General features: G+C 72.0%; 4 protein-coding genes. 1 reads left to right on the top strand and 3 read right to left on the bottom strand.

Features of this window, described 5'->3' with window-relative positions:
* Nucleotides 1–11,735, top strand: an 11,735-nt coding sequence (locus AC07DS_RS34290) for an SDR family NAD(P)-dependent oxidoreductase (protein ID WP_479151703.1), incomplete at its 5' end; no start/stop codon positions are given.
* A 132-nt stretch (nt 11,736–11,867) separates the two neighbouring features.
* Here AC07DS_RS34290 and AC07DS_RS34295 read toward each other — a convergent pair.
* The 3 genes from AC07DS_RS34295 to AC07DS_RS34305 all read right to left on the bottom strand — a co-directional run bounded on the left by AC07DS_RS34295 (nt 11,868) and on the right by AC07DS_RS34305 (nt 19,119).
* Entirely contained in the window at nt 11,868–12,698 is an 831-nt protein-coding gene (locus AC07DS_RS34295; protein ID WP_479151706.1) for an ABC transporter permease, read from the bottom strand.
* Nucleotides 12,695–13,714: an ATP-binding cassette domain-containing protein gene (locus AC07DS_RS34300; RefSeq protein WP_479151709.1), complete on the bottom strand. Its 1,020-nt coding sequence runs from the start codon at nt 13,712–13,714 to the stop codon at nt 12,695–12,697. Before AC07DS_RS34300 ends, AC07DS_RS34295 begins: the two co-directional genes overlap by 4 nt.
* A gap of 236 nt (nt 13,715–13,950) precedes the next feature.
* Nucleotides 13,951–19,119 (bottom strand): type I polyketide synthase, encoded by a 5,169-nt coding sequence (locus AC07DS_RS34305; protein WP_479151710.1) that lies wholly within the window; start codon nt 19,117–19,119, stop codon nt 13,951–13,953.
* Nucleotides 19,120–19,176 lie beyond the last annotated feature (57 nt).

Raw genomic sequence — 19,176 nt, forward strand, 5'->3', positions numbered from 1 at the left:
GTGTCGTCGCCTGTGATGTGTCGGACCGGGACGCGCTGGAGGCGCTGCTCGGGGAGATGGTGGCCGAGCGTCCGCTGACCGCGGTCGTCCACGCCGCCGGCGTCGGAGACAGTGCCCTGACCAGTGCGCTCACAGGTACTCAGATGGACAACGTACTGGCGCCGAAGGCGGATGCGGCCTGGTATTTGCATGAGTTGACGCGGGAGATGGATCTGGCCGCGTTCGTGATGTTCTCTTCGGCGGGCGGGCTGGTTCTGACCGCGGGGCAGGGCAACTACGCGGCGGCCAACGTGTTCCTCGACGCCCTCGCGTCCCGTCGCGCGGCCGAGGGACTGCCCGCCACCGCCATGGCATTCGGTCTGTGGGAGGTCGGCGGCGGACTCGGCGCGTACCTGACGGACGTCGACCGCAAGCGGATGGTCACCCAGGGCGTACCGCCGATGAGTCACGACACCGGGCTTGCTCTCTTCGGCGCCGCTCTGCGATCGGGGCTCGCCAACGTAGTCCCCGTACGCGTCGACACGAACGCCCTGCGGACCCGCACGGACGAGATTCCCGCGCTGCTCCGCGGCCTGGTTCCCGTCGTACGGCGGGCCGCGGCCAGCGGTTCCGTGACGCCGGCAGCCGGTCTGAGGGAGCGGCTCGCAGTTCTGCCGGCGGGCGAACGGCGGCGTGCCGTCCTGCACATCGTGCGCTCCGAGGTGGCGTCCGTGCTCGGACACACCTCGGCCGAGGCGATCGGTCCCGACCGGCCGTTCCAAGAGCTGGGCTTCGACTCCCTGGCCGCCACCGAACTGCGCAACCGGCTCAACCGGGTCTCCGGCCTGCGGCTGCCCGCAACGCTCGCCTTCGACCACCCGAACGCCGCGGCGGTCACCGAGCAGATCCTCGACGAGTTCGGGGAGTTCGGGAAGTCCGAGGGTGACGAAGTCGCGGGCTCCGGCGAAGAAGAGGTCCGGCGGGCCCTCCAGTCGATCCCGGTGACTCGACTGCGTGACGCCGGGCTCATGGAGAACCTGCTGGAGCTGGCCGAGGTGCGCGTCACGCCGGCCGACCTGGCCGGTCTGGAGGCCGTGGCCGAGCCCGACGGACCGTCCGAGGGCGTATCCGTCCCGGACGGCGACGCCCTGGCGGCCGCTCACCGTGAGACGGCCCGGTTGCGCGCCGACAACAGGAAGCTCACCGCCCTGCAGCATGAGCCGATCGCGATTGTCGGCATGGCCTGCCGTTACCCGGGCGGTGTGACCAGTCCGGAGGACTTGTGGCGGCTCGTCTCCTCCGGCGGTGACGCGATCTCCGGCTTCCCGGCGGACCGGGGCTGGGACCTGTCGTCCCTGCGCGACCCGAACGCGGAGGGCCCCGACGCCTATTACACCCGTACCGGCGGATTCCTCGACGGAGCAGCGGACTTCGACCCGGCCTTCTTCGGCATCTCGCCCCGCGAGGCCCTGGCCATGGACCCGCAGCAGCGGCTGACACTGGAGCTTTCCTGGGAGGCGCTGGAAAGGGCCGGCATCGACCCCACGACCCTCAAGGGAACCCGCACCGGCGTGTTCGCCGGCGTGATGTACCACGACTATCCGGGCAGCGACGGCAACGGCAGCGTCGTGTCCGGCCGGGTCTCCTACAAGCTGGGTCTGGAAGGACCGGCGGTTGCCGTGGACACCGCCTGCTCGTCCTCCCTCGTCGCCCTGCACCTCGCGGTACAGGCACTGCGTCAGGGCGACTGCTCACTGGCGCTGACCGGTGGTGTCACCGTCATGGCCACCCCAGGCGTCTTCGCCGAGTTCGGCCGGCAGGGCGGTCTCGCCGCCGACGGCCGGTGCAAGTCGTTCGCCTCGGCGGCCGACGGCACCGGATTTGCCGAGGGCGCGGGCTTCCTCGTCGTAGAGCGCCTTTCGGACGCCGTACGCAACGGGCACCCGGTACTCGCCGTGATCCGTGGCTCAGCCGTCAACCAGGACGGCGCGTCCAACGGACTGACCGCACCCAACGGCCCCTCCCAGCGCCGGGTGATCCGCCAGGCCCTCGTGAACGCGAGGCTTGCCGCAGACCAGATCGACGTCGTCGAGGCGCACGGCACGGGCACGACCCTGGGCGACCCGATCGAGGCCCAGGCCCTGCTGGCGACGTACGGCCAGGACCGGGCGGAGGACCGTCCGCTGTGGCTGGGCTCGGTGAAGTCGAACATCGGGCACTCGCAGGCCGCGGCGGGCGTCGCCGGCGTGATCAAGATGGTCATGGCGATGCGCCACGGCGTGCTGCCGTCGACGCTCCATGTCGATGAGCCGAGCGACCAGGTCGACTGGACCGTGGGCAGGGTCCGCCTACTGACCGAGGCCCGCCACTGGCCGGCCGGTGGCCGTGCGCGACGCGCGGGTGTCTCGTCCTTCGGGATCAGCGGCACCAACGCGCACGTGATCGTCGAGGAGGCTTCGACTGCCGAGGCCGTGACGGACCACACCGACTCTCCGGTCCCCGCTCTGGTACCGGTCGTCGTGACGGCAGCGAGCAACGAGGCTCTGCGGGCCCAGGCCGGCCGCCTGCTGGCAGCCGTCCGCGCGGCGGACCAACTCCGTCCCGCCGACTTCGGCTACTCCCTCGCGACGACGAGGGCAGCGCTCACCCACCGGGCCGCGTTCGTCGCGGAGGACCTGGACCAACTCCTGTCCGGACTCGACGCATTGGCCCGAGGCGATCAGGCCGTACGGACGGAGATGGCGGTCTCCGGACCTCTGGCGTTCCTGTTCTCGGGGCAGGGTTCGCAGCGCCTGGGTATGGGGCGGGAGTTGTACGGCAGGTTCCCGGTGTTCGCGGAGGCCTTCGATGCGGTGTGCGCCGGTCTGGACGGGCACTTGGACGTGCCGCTCCGGGATGTGATCTGGGGTGAGGACGCCGAACAGCTCAACCGGACTGTGTATGCGCAGGCTGGGCTGTTCGCCATCGAGGTGGCGTTGTTCCGGCTTGCCGAATCTCTTGGCGTTCGCCCGGATTTCGTGGCTGGGCATTCGATCGGTGAGGTGGCGGCGGCGCATGTGGCGGGTGTGTTCTCGCTGGTGGATGCGTGTGCTTTGGTCGCGGCTCGTGGCCGGCTGATGCAGGCCCTGCCGGAAGGCGGGGCCATGCTCGCCCTCCAGGCGACCGAGGAGGAAGTACGTCCCCTGCTGGGTGAGTTGGTGTCGATCGCTGCGATCAACGGACCCCGGGCCGTGGTCGTCTCCGGCGTCGAAGGGGCGGTGGAGGAGATCCGCGCCCACTTCGGTGACCGTAAGTCGACGCGGCTGCGGGTCTCGCATGCCTTCCACTCCCCGCTGATGGACCCCATGCTCGACGACTTCCATCGCGTGGTCGAAGGGCTCTCCTTCGGCACACCACTGATCCCGGTCGTGTCGGATCTGACCGGCCAGATCGCGGCGTCCGAAGAGCTGTGCTCCCCGGACTACTGGGTGCGCCACGTCCGCGAAGCCGTCCGTTTCGCCGACGGCATCCGCACCCTCACCGGCGCAGGTGTCACGCACTTCCTGGAACTCGGTCCGGACAGCGTCCTGACCGCCCTGGCCCAGCAGTCGGTCTCGGGTGTCACCCTCCTGCCGTGTCTGCGTGCGAACCGGCCCGAGGAGAACTCGATGGTCGACGCGCTGGCCCGGCTGCACATGCACGGTGTCACCGTGGACTGGGCCGCCTTCTATGCGGGCTCCGGTGTCCGTCGTACGGAGCTGCCGACCTATCCGTTCCAGCACCGTCGGTTCTGGCCCGCCGTGCTGGCGCACGCCGGCACGGCGGAGTCGGTCGGGCTCCGGCCCGCCGAGCACCCGATGCTGACGGGCACGGTCGAACTGGCCCAATCGGCAGGCCAGTTGTTCACGGGCCGGTTGTCGGCCCAGACCCACTCGTGGCTGGTCGACCATGAAGTGATGGGCAGCGTCCTCGTGCCCGGCTCGGCCTTGGTCGAGTTGGCCCTGCATGCCGGCGACGAGGTCGGTTGTCCCGAGGTCGAGGAACTGACCCTCGCGGCGCCGCTCGTCCTGCCCGAGCAAGGCGGCGTACAGACGCAGGTCTGGGTGGGGGAACCCGACGAATCCGGGCGCCGCGCAGTGCGCGTGCACTCACGCCCGGATGGGGACGACGGTTCCGTGTGGACCCTCCACGCCAGTGGGTCGCTCGGCGGCGGCAGCACCGACGCAGTGGTCGGCTTCGACGCGTCGGTGTGGCCGCCGACGGGGGCTGAGCCGTTGGACGTGACTGGTGTCTACGAGCAGTTCGCGGATGCCGGGTTCGAATACGGCCCCGTGTTCCAGGGACTCAGGGCCTCCTGGCGGCGCGACGGGGAGCTGTTCGCCGAGGTCGCGCTGCCGGAGGACGTGGACGGCGGAGCGTTCGCCCTGCACCCGGCACTGCTCGACGCGAGCCTGCACGCCCTCGCGGCGGCGGGCGCGGAAGGCACCGAGGAGCGGGAACCGGGTGGCGTGCCGTTCGTGTGGAACGGCGTGTCCCTGTGCGCGCCCGGTGCGTCCGCCGTGCGGGTACGCCTGTCCCGCACCGGTGACGGAACGGTGTCCGTGGCGGTCGCCGATGCAGCCGGTGAGCCGGTCGCCTCCGTGAAGTCCCTTGTGGTGCGCCCGATTTCGGCCGAGCAGATCGAGACCGCGACTGGGTCCGGGAGCACTTCAGCGGTCGGACGCGACGCTCTGTTCACGCTGGAGTGGACGCCGTTGACCGCTGCCGACCAGGACCGCGTTCCGTTCCTGGAGCTGGATCCGCACCAGGATCTGGCCGAGTTCGAGCCCGACGCGGCACCGCATACGCTCGTGGTCCGGCTCGGGACGCCCGCGCCCGGTACGACGGATACGGATGTGGTCGATGCGGTGCACGCGATGACCGCGCAGACGCTGGACCTGGTGCGTACATGGCTGGCCGAGGAGCGGTTCGCCGACTCCCGCCTGGTGTTCGTGACATCTGGTGCCACGACCGGCGCGGACCTGGCCGGTGCCGCGGTGTGGGGTCTGGTGCGGTCGGCGCAGTCGGAGCACCCGGGACGGTTCGGCCTGGTCGACCTCGACGGGGAGGAGGAGCACGGCCTGCTGGGCTCGGCTCTCGCGGTGGATGAGCCGCAGCTCCGCGTCCATGAGGGCGAGGTGCTCGCGGCCAGGCTGGCCCGCCCGGCGGGCCGCGCCGAATCCGGTGCCGGTCCGGTGTGGGACGGCGAGGGCACGACACTGATCACCGGTGGTACGGGCGGCCTGGGCAGGCTCGTCGCCCACCACTTGGCGGCCGTGCACGGCGTACGGAGCCTGCTGCTCGTGAGCCGACGTGGTGCCGACGCCGAAGGGGCCGGCAATCTGATCCGCGAACTGCGCGAGTTGGGGGCGGAGGTGGCCATCGAGACGTGCGATCTCGCCGACCGGGCAGCCGTCGACAGCCTGATGGCGCGCCACCCGGTCCAGGCGATCGTCCACACCGCCGGTGTGCTGGACGACGCCGTGATCGGCTCACTGACCCCGGAGCGGCTCGCCGCGGTACTGCGGCCGAAGGCCGACGCCGCGTGGAACCTGCACGAGGCGTCCCAGGAGCACGGTGTCTCGCGGTTCGTACTGTTCTCCTCTGTGGCAGGCGTACTCGGCAACGCCGGGCAGGCCAACTACGCCGCGGGCAACGCGTTCCTCGACGGTCTGGCGCACCACCGGCGCTCGCTGGGGCTGCCTGGTGTCTCGCTGGCCTGGGGGCCGTGGACCCGTACGGGCGGCGGCATGACCGGCGGCCTGAGCGAGGCGGACGTCGAGCGGATGAAGCGGGCCGGCATGCCGCCGCTGGCTCCGGAACAGGGCCTGGCCCTCTTCGACGCCGCGGTCGACGGCGCGCATCCCCACGTCCTGCCGGTCAGGCTCGATCTCGCGGCACTGCGCCGTCGAGGCGATGCCGTCCCCGCCCTCCTACGCGGCCTGGTCCGCACACCGTCCCGGCGACCGGCGACAACGGTGGCCTCCGGCTTCGCCGCGCGCCTGCGCGGACTCACCGTGGATACGCGGCGCGAAGCGCTGCTCGACGAGGTGCGGACGCACATCGCGCTCGTCCTCGGACACACCGGAGCGGCGGACGTCGACCCGGCCCGGAACTTCCAGGACCTGGGCTTCGACTCACTGATGGCGGTCGAGCTGCGCAACCGACTGGACGCGGCGACCGGCCTGCGCCTGCCGGCCACGCTGATCTTCGACTACCCGACCGCGGACACGCTCGTCAGCTTCCTGCTCGACGAACTGTTCGGGCGGGACACCGAGACGGCGGCGCCCGGTCTCGCACCAGGCCGCGCTGCGGCCGATGACCCGGTGGTGATCGTGGGTATGGCGTGCCGCTATCCGGGTGGCGTCGAGTCGCCGGAGGATCTGTGGCGGCTCGTCTCCGACGGCGTCGACGCGGTCACCGGCTTCCCGACGGACCGCGGCTGGGACGTGGCCGGCCTCTATCACCCGGACCCGGAGCACTTGGGCACCAGCTACACCCGCTCGGGCGGCTTCCTGGGAGGAGCGGCGGAGTTCGACGCCGCCTTCTTCGGGATGAGTCCGCGTGAGGCGTTGGCTACGGATGCTCAGCAGCGGTTGTTGTTGGAGGCGGCGTGGGAGGCGTTCGAGCGGTCGGGGATTGATCCGGTGTCGCTGCGTGGCAGTCGGACCGGTGTCTTTGCGGGTGTGATGTACAACGACTACGCGAGTCTTCTGGGGGGTCGCGAGTTCGAGGGTTATCAGGGCAGTGGTAGCGCCGGCAGTGTGGCTTCGGGCCGGGTGTCGTACACGTTGGGCTTGGAGGGTCCGGCGGTAACGGTGGACACCGCTTGCTCGTCGTCGCTGGTGGCGATGCATCTGGCGGCCCAGGCACTGCGTTCGGGTGAGTGTTCGCTGGCCGTGGCCGGTGGCGTGACGGTGATGTCGACGCCGACCACGTTCGTGGAGTTCTCCCGGCAGCGGGGGCTGTCGGAGGACGGTCGCTGCAAGGCGTTCGCGGACGCGGCCGACGGCGTCGGCTGGGGCGAAGGCGTGGGCATGGTGGTGTTGGAGCGGTTGTCGGATGCGCGTCGTCTTGGGCATCGGGTGCTTGCGGTGGTGCGTGGGTCGGCGGTCAATCAGGACGGTGCGTCGAATGGTCTGACGGCGCCGAATGGTCCGTCGCAGCAGCGGGTGATTCGTCAGGCGCTGGCCAGTGGTGGTCTCGGGCCTGCCGATGTTGATGTGGTGGAGGCGCATGGTACGGGTACGACGTTGGGTGACCCGATCGAGGCGCAGGCGCTGATTGCGACGTACGGTCAGGATCGGGAGCGGCCGTTGTTGCTGGGTTCGGTGAAGTCGAACATCGGGCACACGCAGGCGGCGGCTGGTGTCGCGGGTGTGATCAAGATGGTCATGGCGATGCGGCATGGGACTGCTCCGAGGACACTTCATGTTGATGCCCCGTCGTCGCATGTGGACTGGGCTGCGGGGGATGTTGAGCTGCTGACGCGGGAGACGGCTTGGCCGGAGACGGGTCGGGTGCGTCGTGCGGGTGTGTCGTCGTTCGGTATCAGTGGCACGAATGCGCATGTGGTGCTGGAGCAGCCGCAGGACATGGCCGTTGCTTCGACCGAGGAGGCTGTGGCGTCCCCAGGCGTGGTGCCGTGGGTCGTCTCCGGCAAGACGGAAGATGCCCTCAAGGATCAAGTTGCACGTCTGCTTGCGGCTGCTGTTGAGCGTCCGGTGGATGTGGGTCTGTCGCTGATCACTTCGCGGTCGGAGTTCGCTCACCGGGCCGTGGTCCTGAACGGCACCGAGATTGTCGAAGGTACGGCTCGAGCCGGGATCAACGCCTTCCTGTTCTCGGGGCAGGGTTCGCAGCGCCTGGGTATGGGGCGGGAGTTGTACGGCAGGTTCCCGGTGTTCGCGGAGGCCTTCGACGCGGTGTGTGCCGGTCTGGACGAGCACCTGGACGTGCCGCTCCGGGATGTGATCTGGGGTGAGGACGCCGAACTGGTCGACCGGACGGCCTACGCGCAGGCCGGCCTGTTCGCCATCGAGGTGGCGTTGTTCCGGCTTGCCGAATCTCTTGGCGTTCGCCCTGATTTCGTGGCTGGGCATTCGATCGGTGAGGTGGCGGCGGCGCATGTGGCGGGTGTGTTCTCGCTGGCGGATGCGTGTGCTCTGGTCGCGGCTCGTGGACGGCTGATGCAGGCTCTGCCGGAGGGCGGGGCCATGCTCGCCCTCCAGGCCACCGAGGACGAAGTGCGTCCCCTGCTAAGTGAGTTGATGTCGATCGCTGCCGTCAACGGACCCCAGGCCCTAGTGGTTTCCGGTGCCGAGGCGGAGGTGGAGGAGATCCGTGCCCACTTCGGCGACCGTAAGTCGACGCGGCTCCGCGTCTCGCATGCGTTCCACTCCCCGCTGATGGACCCCATGCTCGGCGACTTCCATCGCGTGGTCGAAGGGCTTTCCTTCGGCACGCCACTGATCCCGGTCGTGTCGAATCTGACCGGCCAGATCGCAGCGGCCGAAGAGCTGTGCTCCCCGGACTACTGGGTGCGCCATGTCCGTGAGGCGGTCCGTTTCGCCGACGGCATCCGCACCCTCACCGCCACAGGCGTGACCCGTTTCCTGGAACTCGGCCCGGACGGTGTCCTGACTGCGATGGCGGCGGAGTCCGCCGACGCCGATGCCGTACTCGCGGCCGTGCTCCGCAAGGACCGCGACGAGGAGACGACCACCCTCCAGGCCCTGGCCCGCCTCTACGTCGACGGCGCCAAGGTCGACTGGACGGCTGTCTTCGCCGGAACGGGTGCCCAGCGCGTCGATCTGCCGACCTACGCCTTCCAGCGCCGACGCTACTGGCCCACGGGCGTTGCCGTCGGACGGGGCGCCGAGGCTCTCGGGCTGCGGTCCGCCGAGCACCCGTTGCTCTCCGGAGCGGTGGAACTGGCCGGCTCCGACGGGTTCCTGTTCACCGGTCGGCTCTCGGTGGCGACACACCCATGGCTGGCGGACCACGTCGTCATGGGATCGGTGCTGGTGCCCGGCACCGCGCTGCTCGAACTGGCCGTACGCGCGGCGGACGAGCTGGGCTGCGGGACCGTGGAGGAACTCACCCTCGCCGCACCGCTGACGCTGTCCGGTGCGGGTGGCGCAGCGCAGGTGCAGGTGGGCGTCGGTGCGCCCGACGGGTCGGGGCGGCGGACGTTGACCGTCCACTCCCGGTCCGGTCGGGACTCCGAGGAGCCGTGGACGCAGCATGCCAGTGGCGTGCTTGCGCCCGAGGTACTCGCCCCTGCCGGTTTCGACACCTCGGTCTGGCCGCCGGCCGGTGCCGAACCGCTGGACGTGGCAGGGGTGTACGACCGGTTCTCCGACGCCGGTTTCGACTACGGTCCGGTGTTCCAGGGTCTGGCCGCGGCGTGGCGGCTGGGTGACGACGTGTTCGCCGAGGTCGCCTTGCCCGACGGTGCGGAGAGCACCGGGGGTGGCGCCTTCGGGCTGCATCCGGCGCTGTTCGACGCGGCCCTCCACGCTGTCGTTCTCGGCGGCGAGGGCGTCGGAGACGGCCATGCCGGGGTCCCGTTCTCGTGGTCCGGTGTGTCCTTGCACGCCGCTGGTGCCTCGGCGGTCCGGGCCCGGCTGAGCCAGAGCGGCACGGGCGGGTTGTCGCTGGCACTCGTCGACCCGGCCGGTGCCCCGGTCGTGTCCGTGGAGTCCCTCGTCGTCCGGCCCATCAGCGCGGATCAGCTGACCGGGGCTCATGGAGCTGCCCACGACGCGCTGTTCCGGCTCGACTGGACGCCGGTCCAGGCCGAGGGAACGCCGGGCGAGGAGACCGTAGTGGTCGGATCCGTGGTGGTCGGATCGCCCACCACGGCAGTCGAACTCGGGGAATACCCGGTCCACGACGGCCTGAAGGGACTGATGGCGTCGGTGGAGCCGGATGCCGGCTTCCCGCGCTTCGTCCTGGCGCCGGTGTTCGGCGACGGCGACTCCATCGGATCACGCGACTCCATCGGCTCATCCGAGTCCGCCGGCTCACCCGACTCCATCGGATCACCCGATTCCGTGCACACCCTGACCGCTCACGCCCTGGAGCTCGCGCAGACTTGGCTGGCCGAGGAGCGGTGCGCCGACTCCCGCCTGGTGTTCGTGACATCTGGTGCCACGTCCGGCGCGGATCCGGCCGGCGCCGCGGTGTGGGGTCTGGTGCGGTCGGCACACTCGGAGAACCCGGACCGCTTCGGTCTGCTGGATCTGGACGGTCCCGACGCGGTGCGGCTGCTGCCGCGTGCTCTCGCCGCGCTCGCCGAGGGAGAGCCGCAGCTGGCCCTCCGCGGTGGTGAGGTGCTGGCGGCCCGGCTCGCGCGGGTGCCCGCTCCGGGAGCCGACACGGGCCAGGATGCCGCTCTCGGTGGTGAGGGGACCGTACTGATCACCGGTGGCACGGGCGGACTGGGCCGGCTCCTGGCGCGGCACCTGGCCGCCGAGCACGGTGCACGGAGTCTGCTCCTCGTGAGCCGTCGTGGTGCCCAGGCCGAGGGTGTGGCCGATCTCGTCGCAGAGCTGAGCGAGTTCGGTGCCGAAGCCGTCGTGGAGGCGTGTGACGTCTCCGACCGGGCGGCGGTGGCGGACCTGATCGCGCGGCATCCCGTGCGGGCGGTCGTCCATACCGCGGGCGTTCTGGACGACGGGATCCTCGGATCCCTCACCCCGGAGCGGCTCGCCACCGTGCTGCGCGCCAAGGCGGACGCGGCCTGGAACCTCCACGAGGCCACGAAGGACCTCGGCCTCGACGCCTTCGTCCTCTTCTCCTCCGCCGCGGGCACGCTCGGCAACGCGGGCCAGGCCAACTACGCCGCGGCCAACGCGTACCTCGACGCGCTCGCCCGGTACCGCCGTGCGCAGGGCCTGCCGGGGCTCTCACTGGCCTGGGGGCCGTGGTCCGGCACCGGGGGCGGCATGACGCGCGCGCTGAGCGAGGCGGAGGCCGAGCGCCTCGCGCGGGCCGGGATGCCGCCGCTCACGCCGGAGCACGGTCTGCGGTTGTTCGACATCGCTCTCGGCGGTGAGCAGCCGGATGTGCTCCCGGTGCGGCTGGACCTCGCGGCCCTGCGTGCCCGGGGCGAGGTGCCGGCACTGCTGCGCGGCCTGATCCGTACGCCCGTACGCCGCGGCGCGGCCGCGGGAGACACGGTGGGCGGACTCGTCGAACGGCTGACGGCGCTGCCGGAGGCCGAGCGCCACGAGGCTCTCGTGGAGGAGGTGCGGGGACAGGCCGCGGCCGTGCTCGGGCATGCCCGGGCGGCGGAGGTGGACCCCGAGCGGTCGTTCCAGGACCTCGGCTTCGACTCGCTGACCGCGATCGAGCTGCGCAACCGACTGAGCGCGCTGGCCGGGGTCCGGCTGCCCGCCACCCTGGTCTTCGATCACCCGACGACCGCGGAGCTGGCGGACCACCTGTACGCGCAGCTCGACCTCGCGCCGTCGGCCGGGGAGACCGCCGGGGCGGCACTTCTGGCCGAACTGGCCGGACTGGAGCGGGCGTTCGGGCGGGCCGAGGTCAGCGAGGAGGTGTTCGAGCAGATCGCGGGACGACTGGACGTCCTGCGGGAGAAGTGGAGCTCCCTGCGGGCCGCTTCGCGCGGTGGCGGCGGCGAGGCCGGCTCGGGCGAGGACGCGTTCGACTTCGACGGAGCCTCCGACGAGGAGGTGTTCGACCTGCTCGACAAGCAGCTCGGCCTGTAGCGGCGAGCGGGTACAGGGCCTCGGCCCCGTACCCGCTGAATCGTCCGGATCATCCGAAAGGCCTGGGGCCCGGCCCTCCGAGGAATTGTCGGAGGGCCGGGCCCCAGGGCCTTCGGACTCTTCAACCGGCTGTCACATCGGGCGCCGGAACCCCAGCACCGCCAGAACGCCGCCCACGACGGCGACGGCACCACCGGTGAGCAGGGCGGGCACGATCGCGTCCCCGCCCGGGATGCCCAGCGCGAGCGCGCGTGTCGCGTCGATCGCGTACGTGAGCGGGTTGACGCGGGCGACCGCCGCCAGCCAGGCGGGCAGGTCCGCGACCGGAATGTAGGCACTGGAGGCGAACATCAGCGGCAGGATCGCGATGACCGCGAGGTTCTGCATCGGCTCCGCACGGCGCAGCCAGGCCCCCGCCGCGATGAACGCCCAGCCGACGGACCAGCTCATGAACAGCGTCAGGCCCACCGAGGCCGCGACCTCGGCCGCTCCGCCGCGCGGCGAGTAGCCGAGCACGGCAACGGCCAGCACGAGGATGACCACCGCCTGCACGGCGCTGCGCACCAGGTTCGCGATGCTGCGGGCGAGCATCAGCGTGCCGGGGACGATGGGGAGGGACCGCAGCCGGGCCACCACACCGTTCTTGAGGTCGTCGACCAGTCCCACGCCCGACTGCACAGCGGACTGCACGGCGTTGTCCACCAGGACGGCGGACAGGATGAAGTCGAGATAGCTGATGCCGGCCGGAAAGTGCGGCGGCGCACCCATCTTGCTGAAGACCTGGGTCAGGACGAAGAGAATGACGACGGGCTGCAGCAGTCCGAAGAGGATCACGCCGGGATCGGTCACCAGGGCGCGCAGTGACCGGCCGGTGAGCACCTGGACCTGGACGAACACGGAACTGCCCTGCCACTGGGCCCGGTCGGGAGCCGACGCGGCGGGTGGACGGGTGGTCGTGGTCATGTCGCCGGACCTCCGGAGAGCGAGGGGACGAGACCCTCGGGCCGCTGCCCGGAGAGGGTCAGGTAGACGTCGTCGAGGGTCGGTTCGCCGAAGGACAGCTCGGTGGCCTCGATGCCGGCCTGGTCGAGCGCCCTGATCACGGACGCCACCTCCTTCGTCGCCTCGATGGGCACGACGACGGAGTGCGGCTCCGGGGCCGCCATCGGTTCCAGGCCGGCGCGCCGCAGCGCGGCGACGGCCGTGCCCGTGTCCTCGGTGCCGCCCATCGTGACGGTCACCGTGCGCCGGCCGACTCGGGCCTTCAGCTCGGCGGGTGTTCCGCTCGCGATCACGGAACCGGCGGACAGCACGGTGACATGGTCGGCCAGCCGGTCCGCCTCCTCCAGGTACTGCGTGGTGAGCAGCACCGTGGTCCCGTCGGCCACCAGCGCCTCCACGATCTCCCACAGCGTCAGGCGGCTCGCCGGGTCCAGACCCGTGGTGGGTTCGTCGAGGAAGAGCACTTCGGGGTGGCCGACCAGGCTGGCGGCGAGATCCAGCCGGCGGCGCAGACCTCCGGAGTACGTGCGGGCCCGGCGCTGCGCCACCTCCTGGAGGGCGAACAGTTCCAGCAGTTCGTCGGCGCGCGCCCGGGCCGCCTTCCGGCCCGCGCCGAGCAGCCTGGCGATCAGCACGAGGTTGTCCCGGCCGCTCAGCTTCCCGTCGACGGAGGCGAACTGACCGGTCAGCCCGATGCGCCGACGGACCTCCTGCGCCTGCTCCGTGACATCGAATCCGGCGACCGCGGCCCGGCCCGAGGTGGGCGGGAGCGAGCCGGTGAGGATGCCGACGAGCGTGGTCTTTCCCGCGCCGTTGTGGCCGAGCAGTGCCAGCACGGTACCGCGCCGGGCGGACACGGTGACCGAGTCCAGCGCGCGCACGGATCCGAACGTCCTGCTCAGATCCTGCGTCTCGATCATGATGTCCGGGTCCGCCGACGTCCGGGGGACCGCGCGAGGCTCGAAGAGCCGGGTCATCGAAGAACTCCCAAGGGTTGGTTGCGATGCGGAACAAGCCGACCGGCGGGAAGACCGCCGGTCGGCTGGGGACAAGGGCTGGGGGAGGCGGCCGAGCGGGTTCGGCGCGGTCCGGGGGGCAGCGCCCTGAAGGGGCGCGGGCCCGAGTTCGAGTGCGGCTCCGCCGTGTGGGGGCGACCGGCCACGAGGGACCCGTGGACGATCGACGGCCCAGCGCGGCCGTTCCCGCGAAGCGCTCAGTCGCCGGCGCCGTCCATGAGGCGGAACAGGTCCTCGTCGGACGCGGTGTCGAGATCCAGGCCGCCGGCCGGACCGCCGGAGGGTGCCGGATCCGAGTGCTTCACCAGCTCCTTCAGCCGCGCCGCCGTCACCGGGTCGAGGCAGGAACCGGCCGAGAGCGCGCGGTCCAGTTCGTCCACGATGTCGGCGGCCGACCGCTGTGCCGTCGTCGTCGGGTGCCGCGCCAGATCCTGTCGAACCAGGTCTGCGACGGCGGTGGGCGTGGGGTGGTCGAAGACCAGGGTGGCCGGAAGTCGTGCCCCGGTGGCCGAGGTGATCCGGTTGCGTAGTCCGACGGCGCTCACCGAGGTGATGCCCAGGTCGGTGAAGTGCGTGTCGGCGTCCGATGGCTCCAGGGGCCGTCCGCCGAGAGCGGCAGAGGTCTCGTCCAGGACCAGGCGCAGCACGGCATGCCGTCCCTCGCCCTCGCCCAGCCCGGACAGCCACGAGGCCGGCGCCGACGGCGCGGGACCACCGGCCGGCCCGTCCGCCGCACTGTCCGCGACTGCCGCCGTCGCGCCCGTGGAGGCCAGCCAGTAGGACCGGTGCCGGAACGGGTAGGTGGGCAGGGGGACGGTGACGGCACCGGGCAGGACCGACTCCCAGGACACGGGTACACCGCGCAGATGCAGCCGGGCGACGGCCGCGAGCAGGGCGTGCTCCTCGTTCCGGCCGCCCTCGTCCCCGCCGGCCGCCGGTACGACGCCGGCCCCGGGCGTGTCCGCCGCGCACGCGTCGACCATCGGGGTGAGCGCGGCCCGCGGGCCAAGTTCCAGGAACACGTCGGTGCCGTCGCGCAGCAGCCGGTCCACCGCCCGCGCGAACCGTACAGGTTCGCGTACGTGCCGGACCCAGTGGCCGGGGTCCCGCGCCTCCTCCCGGGTGAGCGGGCGCCCGGTGAGGCAGGAGACCACGGGTACGGACGGCTCGGCGGTGTCCAGCGCACCGACGGCCGCCCGGAAGTCCTCCAGCATCGGATCCATCGCGGGGGAGTGGAAGGCGTGGCTGACCGTCAGCCGCCTGGTCCGGTGCCCGGCAGCCGCCATCCGCTCGGTCAGTTCGGCGACCGGTCCCTCGTCCCCCGAGATCACCACGGAGCGTGGACCGTTGACCGCCGCCACCGCCACACGGTCCGTCAGACCGTCGAGCAGGGGCGTGACCTCCTCCTCCGGCAGTTCCACCGCCGCCATGGCACCGCCCCTCGGCAGCGCGTCCATCAGCCTGCCCCGTGCGGCGACCAGCCGGCACGCGTCCTCGAGGGACAGCAGACCCCCCGCATGCGCCGCGGCGATCTCGCCGACCGAGTGGCCCACCAGGCGGTCCGGCACCACTCCCCAGGACTCGACCAGCCGGTACAGAGCCACCTCGAACGCGAAGAGCGCGGGCTGGGCGTACCGCGTACGGTCCAGCAGCTCCGCCGGGCCCGACCACATCACCTCCCGCAACGGCCTGCCCAGCAGCGGGTCGAGTGTCGCGCAGACCTCGGCGAGCGCCGAGCCGAAGGCGGGGAAGGCACGGGCCAGTGCCCTGCCCATGCCGGGCCGCTGGCTGCCCTGTCCCGTGAAGACGAACCCGAGGCCCTGCGCGTTCGTGCGGCCGGCCTCCGTCCGGGCCGACGACTCGGCCAACGCCCGCACAGAGTCGAGGAGTTCATGCCGGTCGCCGCCGACGGCGTACGCCTGATGGGGGTGGATGGTCCGCGTCGCGGCGAGGGACAGGGCTAGGTCGCCGGGCGAGAGATCCGGGTGGGCGGCGACATGATCGGCCAGCCTCAGGGCCTGCGCGCGCAGCGCCTCCGGAGTACGCGCGGACAGCACCCACGGCACGCAGGCGAAGGTGCCGGAAGCGTCCGGCGTCTCCTCTCCCGGTGCCTTCTCTCCCGGCGCCTCCTCCAGGATCACGTGTGCGTTGGTCCCGCTGATGCCGAAGGAGGAGACCCCGGCACGCCTGACCCGTTCGGGGGTCCTCGGCCATGGCCGTGCCCCCGTGAGCAGCCGCACCTCGCCCGCCGACCAGTCCACGTGGGAGGACGGCGCGTCCACGTGGAGGGTGCGCGGCAGCACGCCGTGCTCCAGTGCCAGGACCGTCTTGATCACGCCGGCGACTCCGGCGGCGGCCTGCGTGTGCCCGATGTTCGACTTCACGGAACCGAGCCACAGCGGCCGGTCCGACGGTCGCTCCCGCCCGTATGCGGCGATCAGGGCCTCTGCCTCGATCGGGTCTCCCAGTGTCGTCCCCGTGCCGTGCGCCTCCACCGCGTCCACGTCGGCGGCCGTCAGCCGCGCGTCGGCGAGTGCCTGGCGCAGGACCCGGCGCTGCGCGGTGCCGTTCGGTGCCGTGAGACCGTTCGACACGCCGTCCTGGTTGACCGCGGAGCCACGGACGACGGCGAGCACCGGGTGACCGGCCCGGCGGGCGTCGGAGAGGCGCTCGAGCACCAGCAGGCCCGCGCCCTCCGACCAGGCCGCGCCGTCGGCTGCGTCGGCGAAGGACTTGCAGCGCCCGTCGGGGGCGAGGCCGCGCAGTCTGGAGAACTCGGTGAACGACGACGGCGTCGCCATGACTGCGACACCGCCCGCCAGCGCGAGCGTCGATTCCCCGGTACGCAGCGACTGGCAGGCCAGATGCAGCGCGACGAGGGAGGACGAGCAGGCGGTGTCCACCGTGACGGCAGGTCCCTGCAGGCCGAAGGTGTACGCGATACGGCCGGCCAGGGCGCTGCCGGCCGTGCCGATGCCCAGCAGACCCTCCAACGGGCCTGCGGCGCCACGGATGTCCGCCGCGTAGTCGTGGTACATGGCGCCGGTGAAGACGGCGGTCCGGCTGCCGCGCAGGGCCCCCGGGTCGATCCGGGCCCGTTCCAGTGCCTCCCAGGCCGTCTCCAGCAGCAGCCGCTGCTGGGGATCGGTGGCCAGGGCCTCGTGGTCGGAGAACCCGAAGAACGCGGCGTCGAAGCCGCCCGCGTCGTGGAGGAAGCCGCCCTGCCGGGCGTACGAGGTGCCGGGACGGTCCGGATCGTCGTCGAAGAGACGGTCGAGGTCCCAGCCGCGGCCGGTGGGGAAGTCGGACACGGCGTCGGTCTCGGCCATGACGAGCGACCACAGGTCGTCCGGGCCGGTCACTCCGCCGGGCAGCCGGCACGCCATGCCGACGACGGCCACCGGATCGTCCTCCACGGCGCCGGTCGGGTGCGGCGGCAGCTCGTCGGTCCCGGCGTGACCGGCCGTCAGGAACCGGGCCACCTCGGCGGGGGTCGGATGATCGAAGGCGAGCGAGGCGGGCAGCGGCAGTCCGGTCGCCTCGGAGAGCAGGTTGCGCAGCCGGATGCAGCGGATCGAGTCCAGGCCGTGGCTGCGGAAGGTGGCATCGGGGCCGAGGCGCGCAACGGGTGCGTGCTCAGCATCCGGTGCCAGCACCCTCGTCACACAGGTGCCGATCAGTTCCAGTGCCTCGCCGAAGGACCGCGGCGCCGCCGCTCCCGGCCGGTGTGCGGGGCCCGGGGGGAGCCCGTCGGCGGCCAGCAGCTGCTCCAGGGCCCGGCGGTGCAGTTTGCCCGCCGGGGTGCGGGGGAGGTCGTCGACGACGACGAGTTCCAGGGGGATCTTGTACTCGGCGACTCCGCGTTCCAGGAGGAAGCGGGTCACCTCGTCGAGACCCAGGGAGCGGTCCGCGCGGCCGGTGACGACCAGACAGGGGTACTCCCCGAGCCGGGGGTCCGGTCTGCCGACCACGGCGAGTGGACCGAGGCCGGACAGGCCGGCGAGGAGGCCCTGGATCTCGGTGGCGTTGAACTTCCGGCCGCCCACGTTGATCAGTTCGGCCGCGCGCCCGAGGAACGCGATTCGCCCGTCCTCGCCGATGCTCGCCAGATCCCCGGTGCGCAGCCAGCCGTCCCCGGTGACCGCGGACCGGGTCAGCTCCGGCTCACGGTGGTAGCCGCGGAACATGCCGGGGCTGCGGTACTGCAGCTCACCCGGCTCGCCCGGCGGGCACTCCGCTCCGTCCTCGGTGACGATCCGTACGCTCGCGCCGTACGTCGGCCGGCCCACGCTGCGCTCCGGCACCTCGGCAGGGTCGTCCGCGCGGGTGCAGGTTCCGGTACCGACCTCGGACATCCCCCACACGACGACGAGCGGGCTGCCGAGCGCGTCGCGCACACCGGAGACCAGCGCGCCCGGGATCGCCGCGCCCGCCGTCCGGATCTCCCGTGGACGAAAGCCCGCAGGCTCCCCGCGGTCCGCGAGCCTGCCCACGATGTCGTGGAGCTGCGCGGGTACGGCGAAGACCACGGCGGGCCGTTCGGCGCGGGCCAGCTCCAGGAAGCGGTCCGGGTCCCAGCCACGCAGCAGGGCCTGTGGGCACCGGGTGAACAGCGCGGTGTGCAGGGACTGCAGACCGAACAGATGGGTCAGCGGGCAGGCGGTGACGACCGCACCGGTGAAGGACGCCGAGCTCTCCTCCGCCACGGCGGCGGTGTTGGACAGCAGACCGTCGTGGCTGTGCAGGCAGATCTTCGGCCGCGCGGACGTCGTACCCGAGGACGGCAGCAGGACGAACGGCATCTCTGGCCGCAGCTCCACCGGCCGGGGAGGCTGCCCGGTCCATCGGGTGAGCAGCGCCTCCACCGCCACCGCACCGCGGTCCTGCGGGCTGTCACCGGCGACGAGGACGCTCCGCAGCGACGGCACCGCCGACCGCAGGGCGCCGACGGCCCCGGGCCCGGCCAGGTGGGCGGAGTCGGCGGGCAGCACGGCGACCGCGGGCGCGACCCGCTCCAGCAGCGCGAGGACGTCGGCGCTGCCGTTGCCCTGATGGACGGGCATCATGACGGCGCCGGCCGCCGCGACGGCCAGGTGCAGGGTCTGGAACTCCCAGCAGTTGGGCAGCTGGACGGCGACCACGTCTCCGACGCCGACGCCCAGCTCCTGCAGCCCTCGGGTCAGTGCGGCGACATCCGCCCGCCACGCGCCCCACGTCCACGACCGGTCGCCGTCCACCAGGGCGGGCGCGTCCGGTGCCGCGGCCACGGCGGCCTCGAAGACCGCCGGGAGCGTCAGACCGCGCAGCAGACCCTGCGGGTCGGCGAGAGCGGCGGTTTGGAAATCATCGACATGGACGGACACCATCACTCCCGAGAAAGCCGGCCACTGGAGGTCGCCCCCATGCTGGGCTCGCTGCCGCAG

The organism is Streptomyces sp. NPDC044064, from assembly GCF_056434245.1.

Bases quoted from the DNA above. Each gene is read 5' to 3' on its own strand.
- AC07DS_RS34295 (WP_479151706.1), bottom strand. From the start codon at position 12,698: ATGACCACGACCACCCGTCCACCCGCCGCGTCGGCTCCCGACCGGGCC.
- AC07DS_RS34300 (WP_479151709.1), bottom strand. From the start codon at position 13,714: ATGACCCGGCTCTTCGAGCCTCGCGCGGTCCCCCGGACGTCGGCGGAC.
- AC07DS_RS34305 (WP_479151710.1), bottom strand. From the start codon at position 19,119: ATGGTGTCCGTCCATGTCGATGATTTCCAAACCGCCGCTCTCGCCGAC.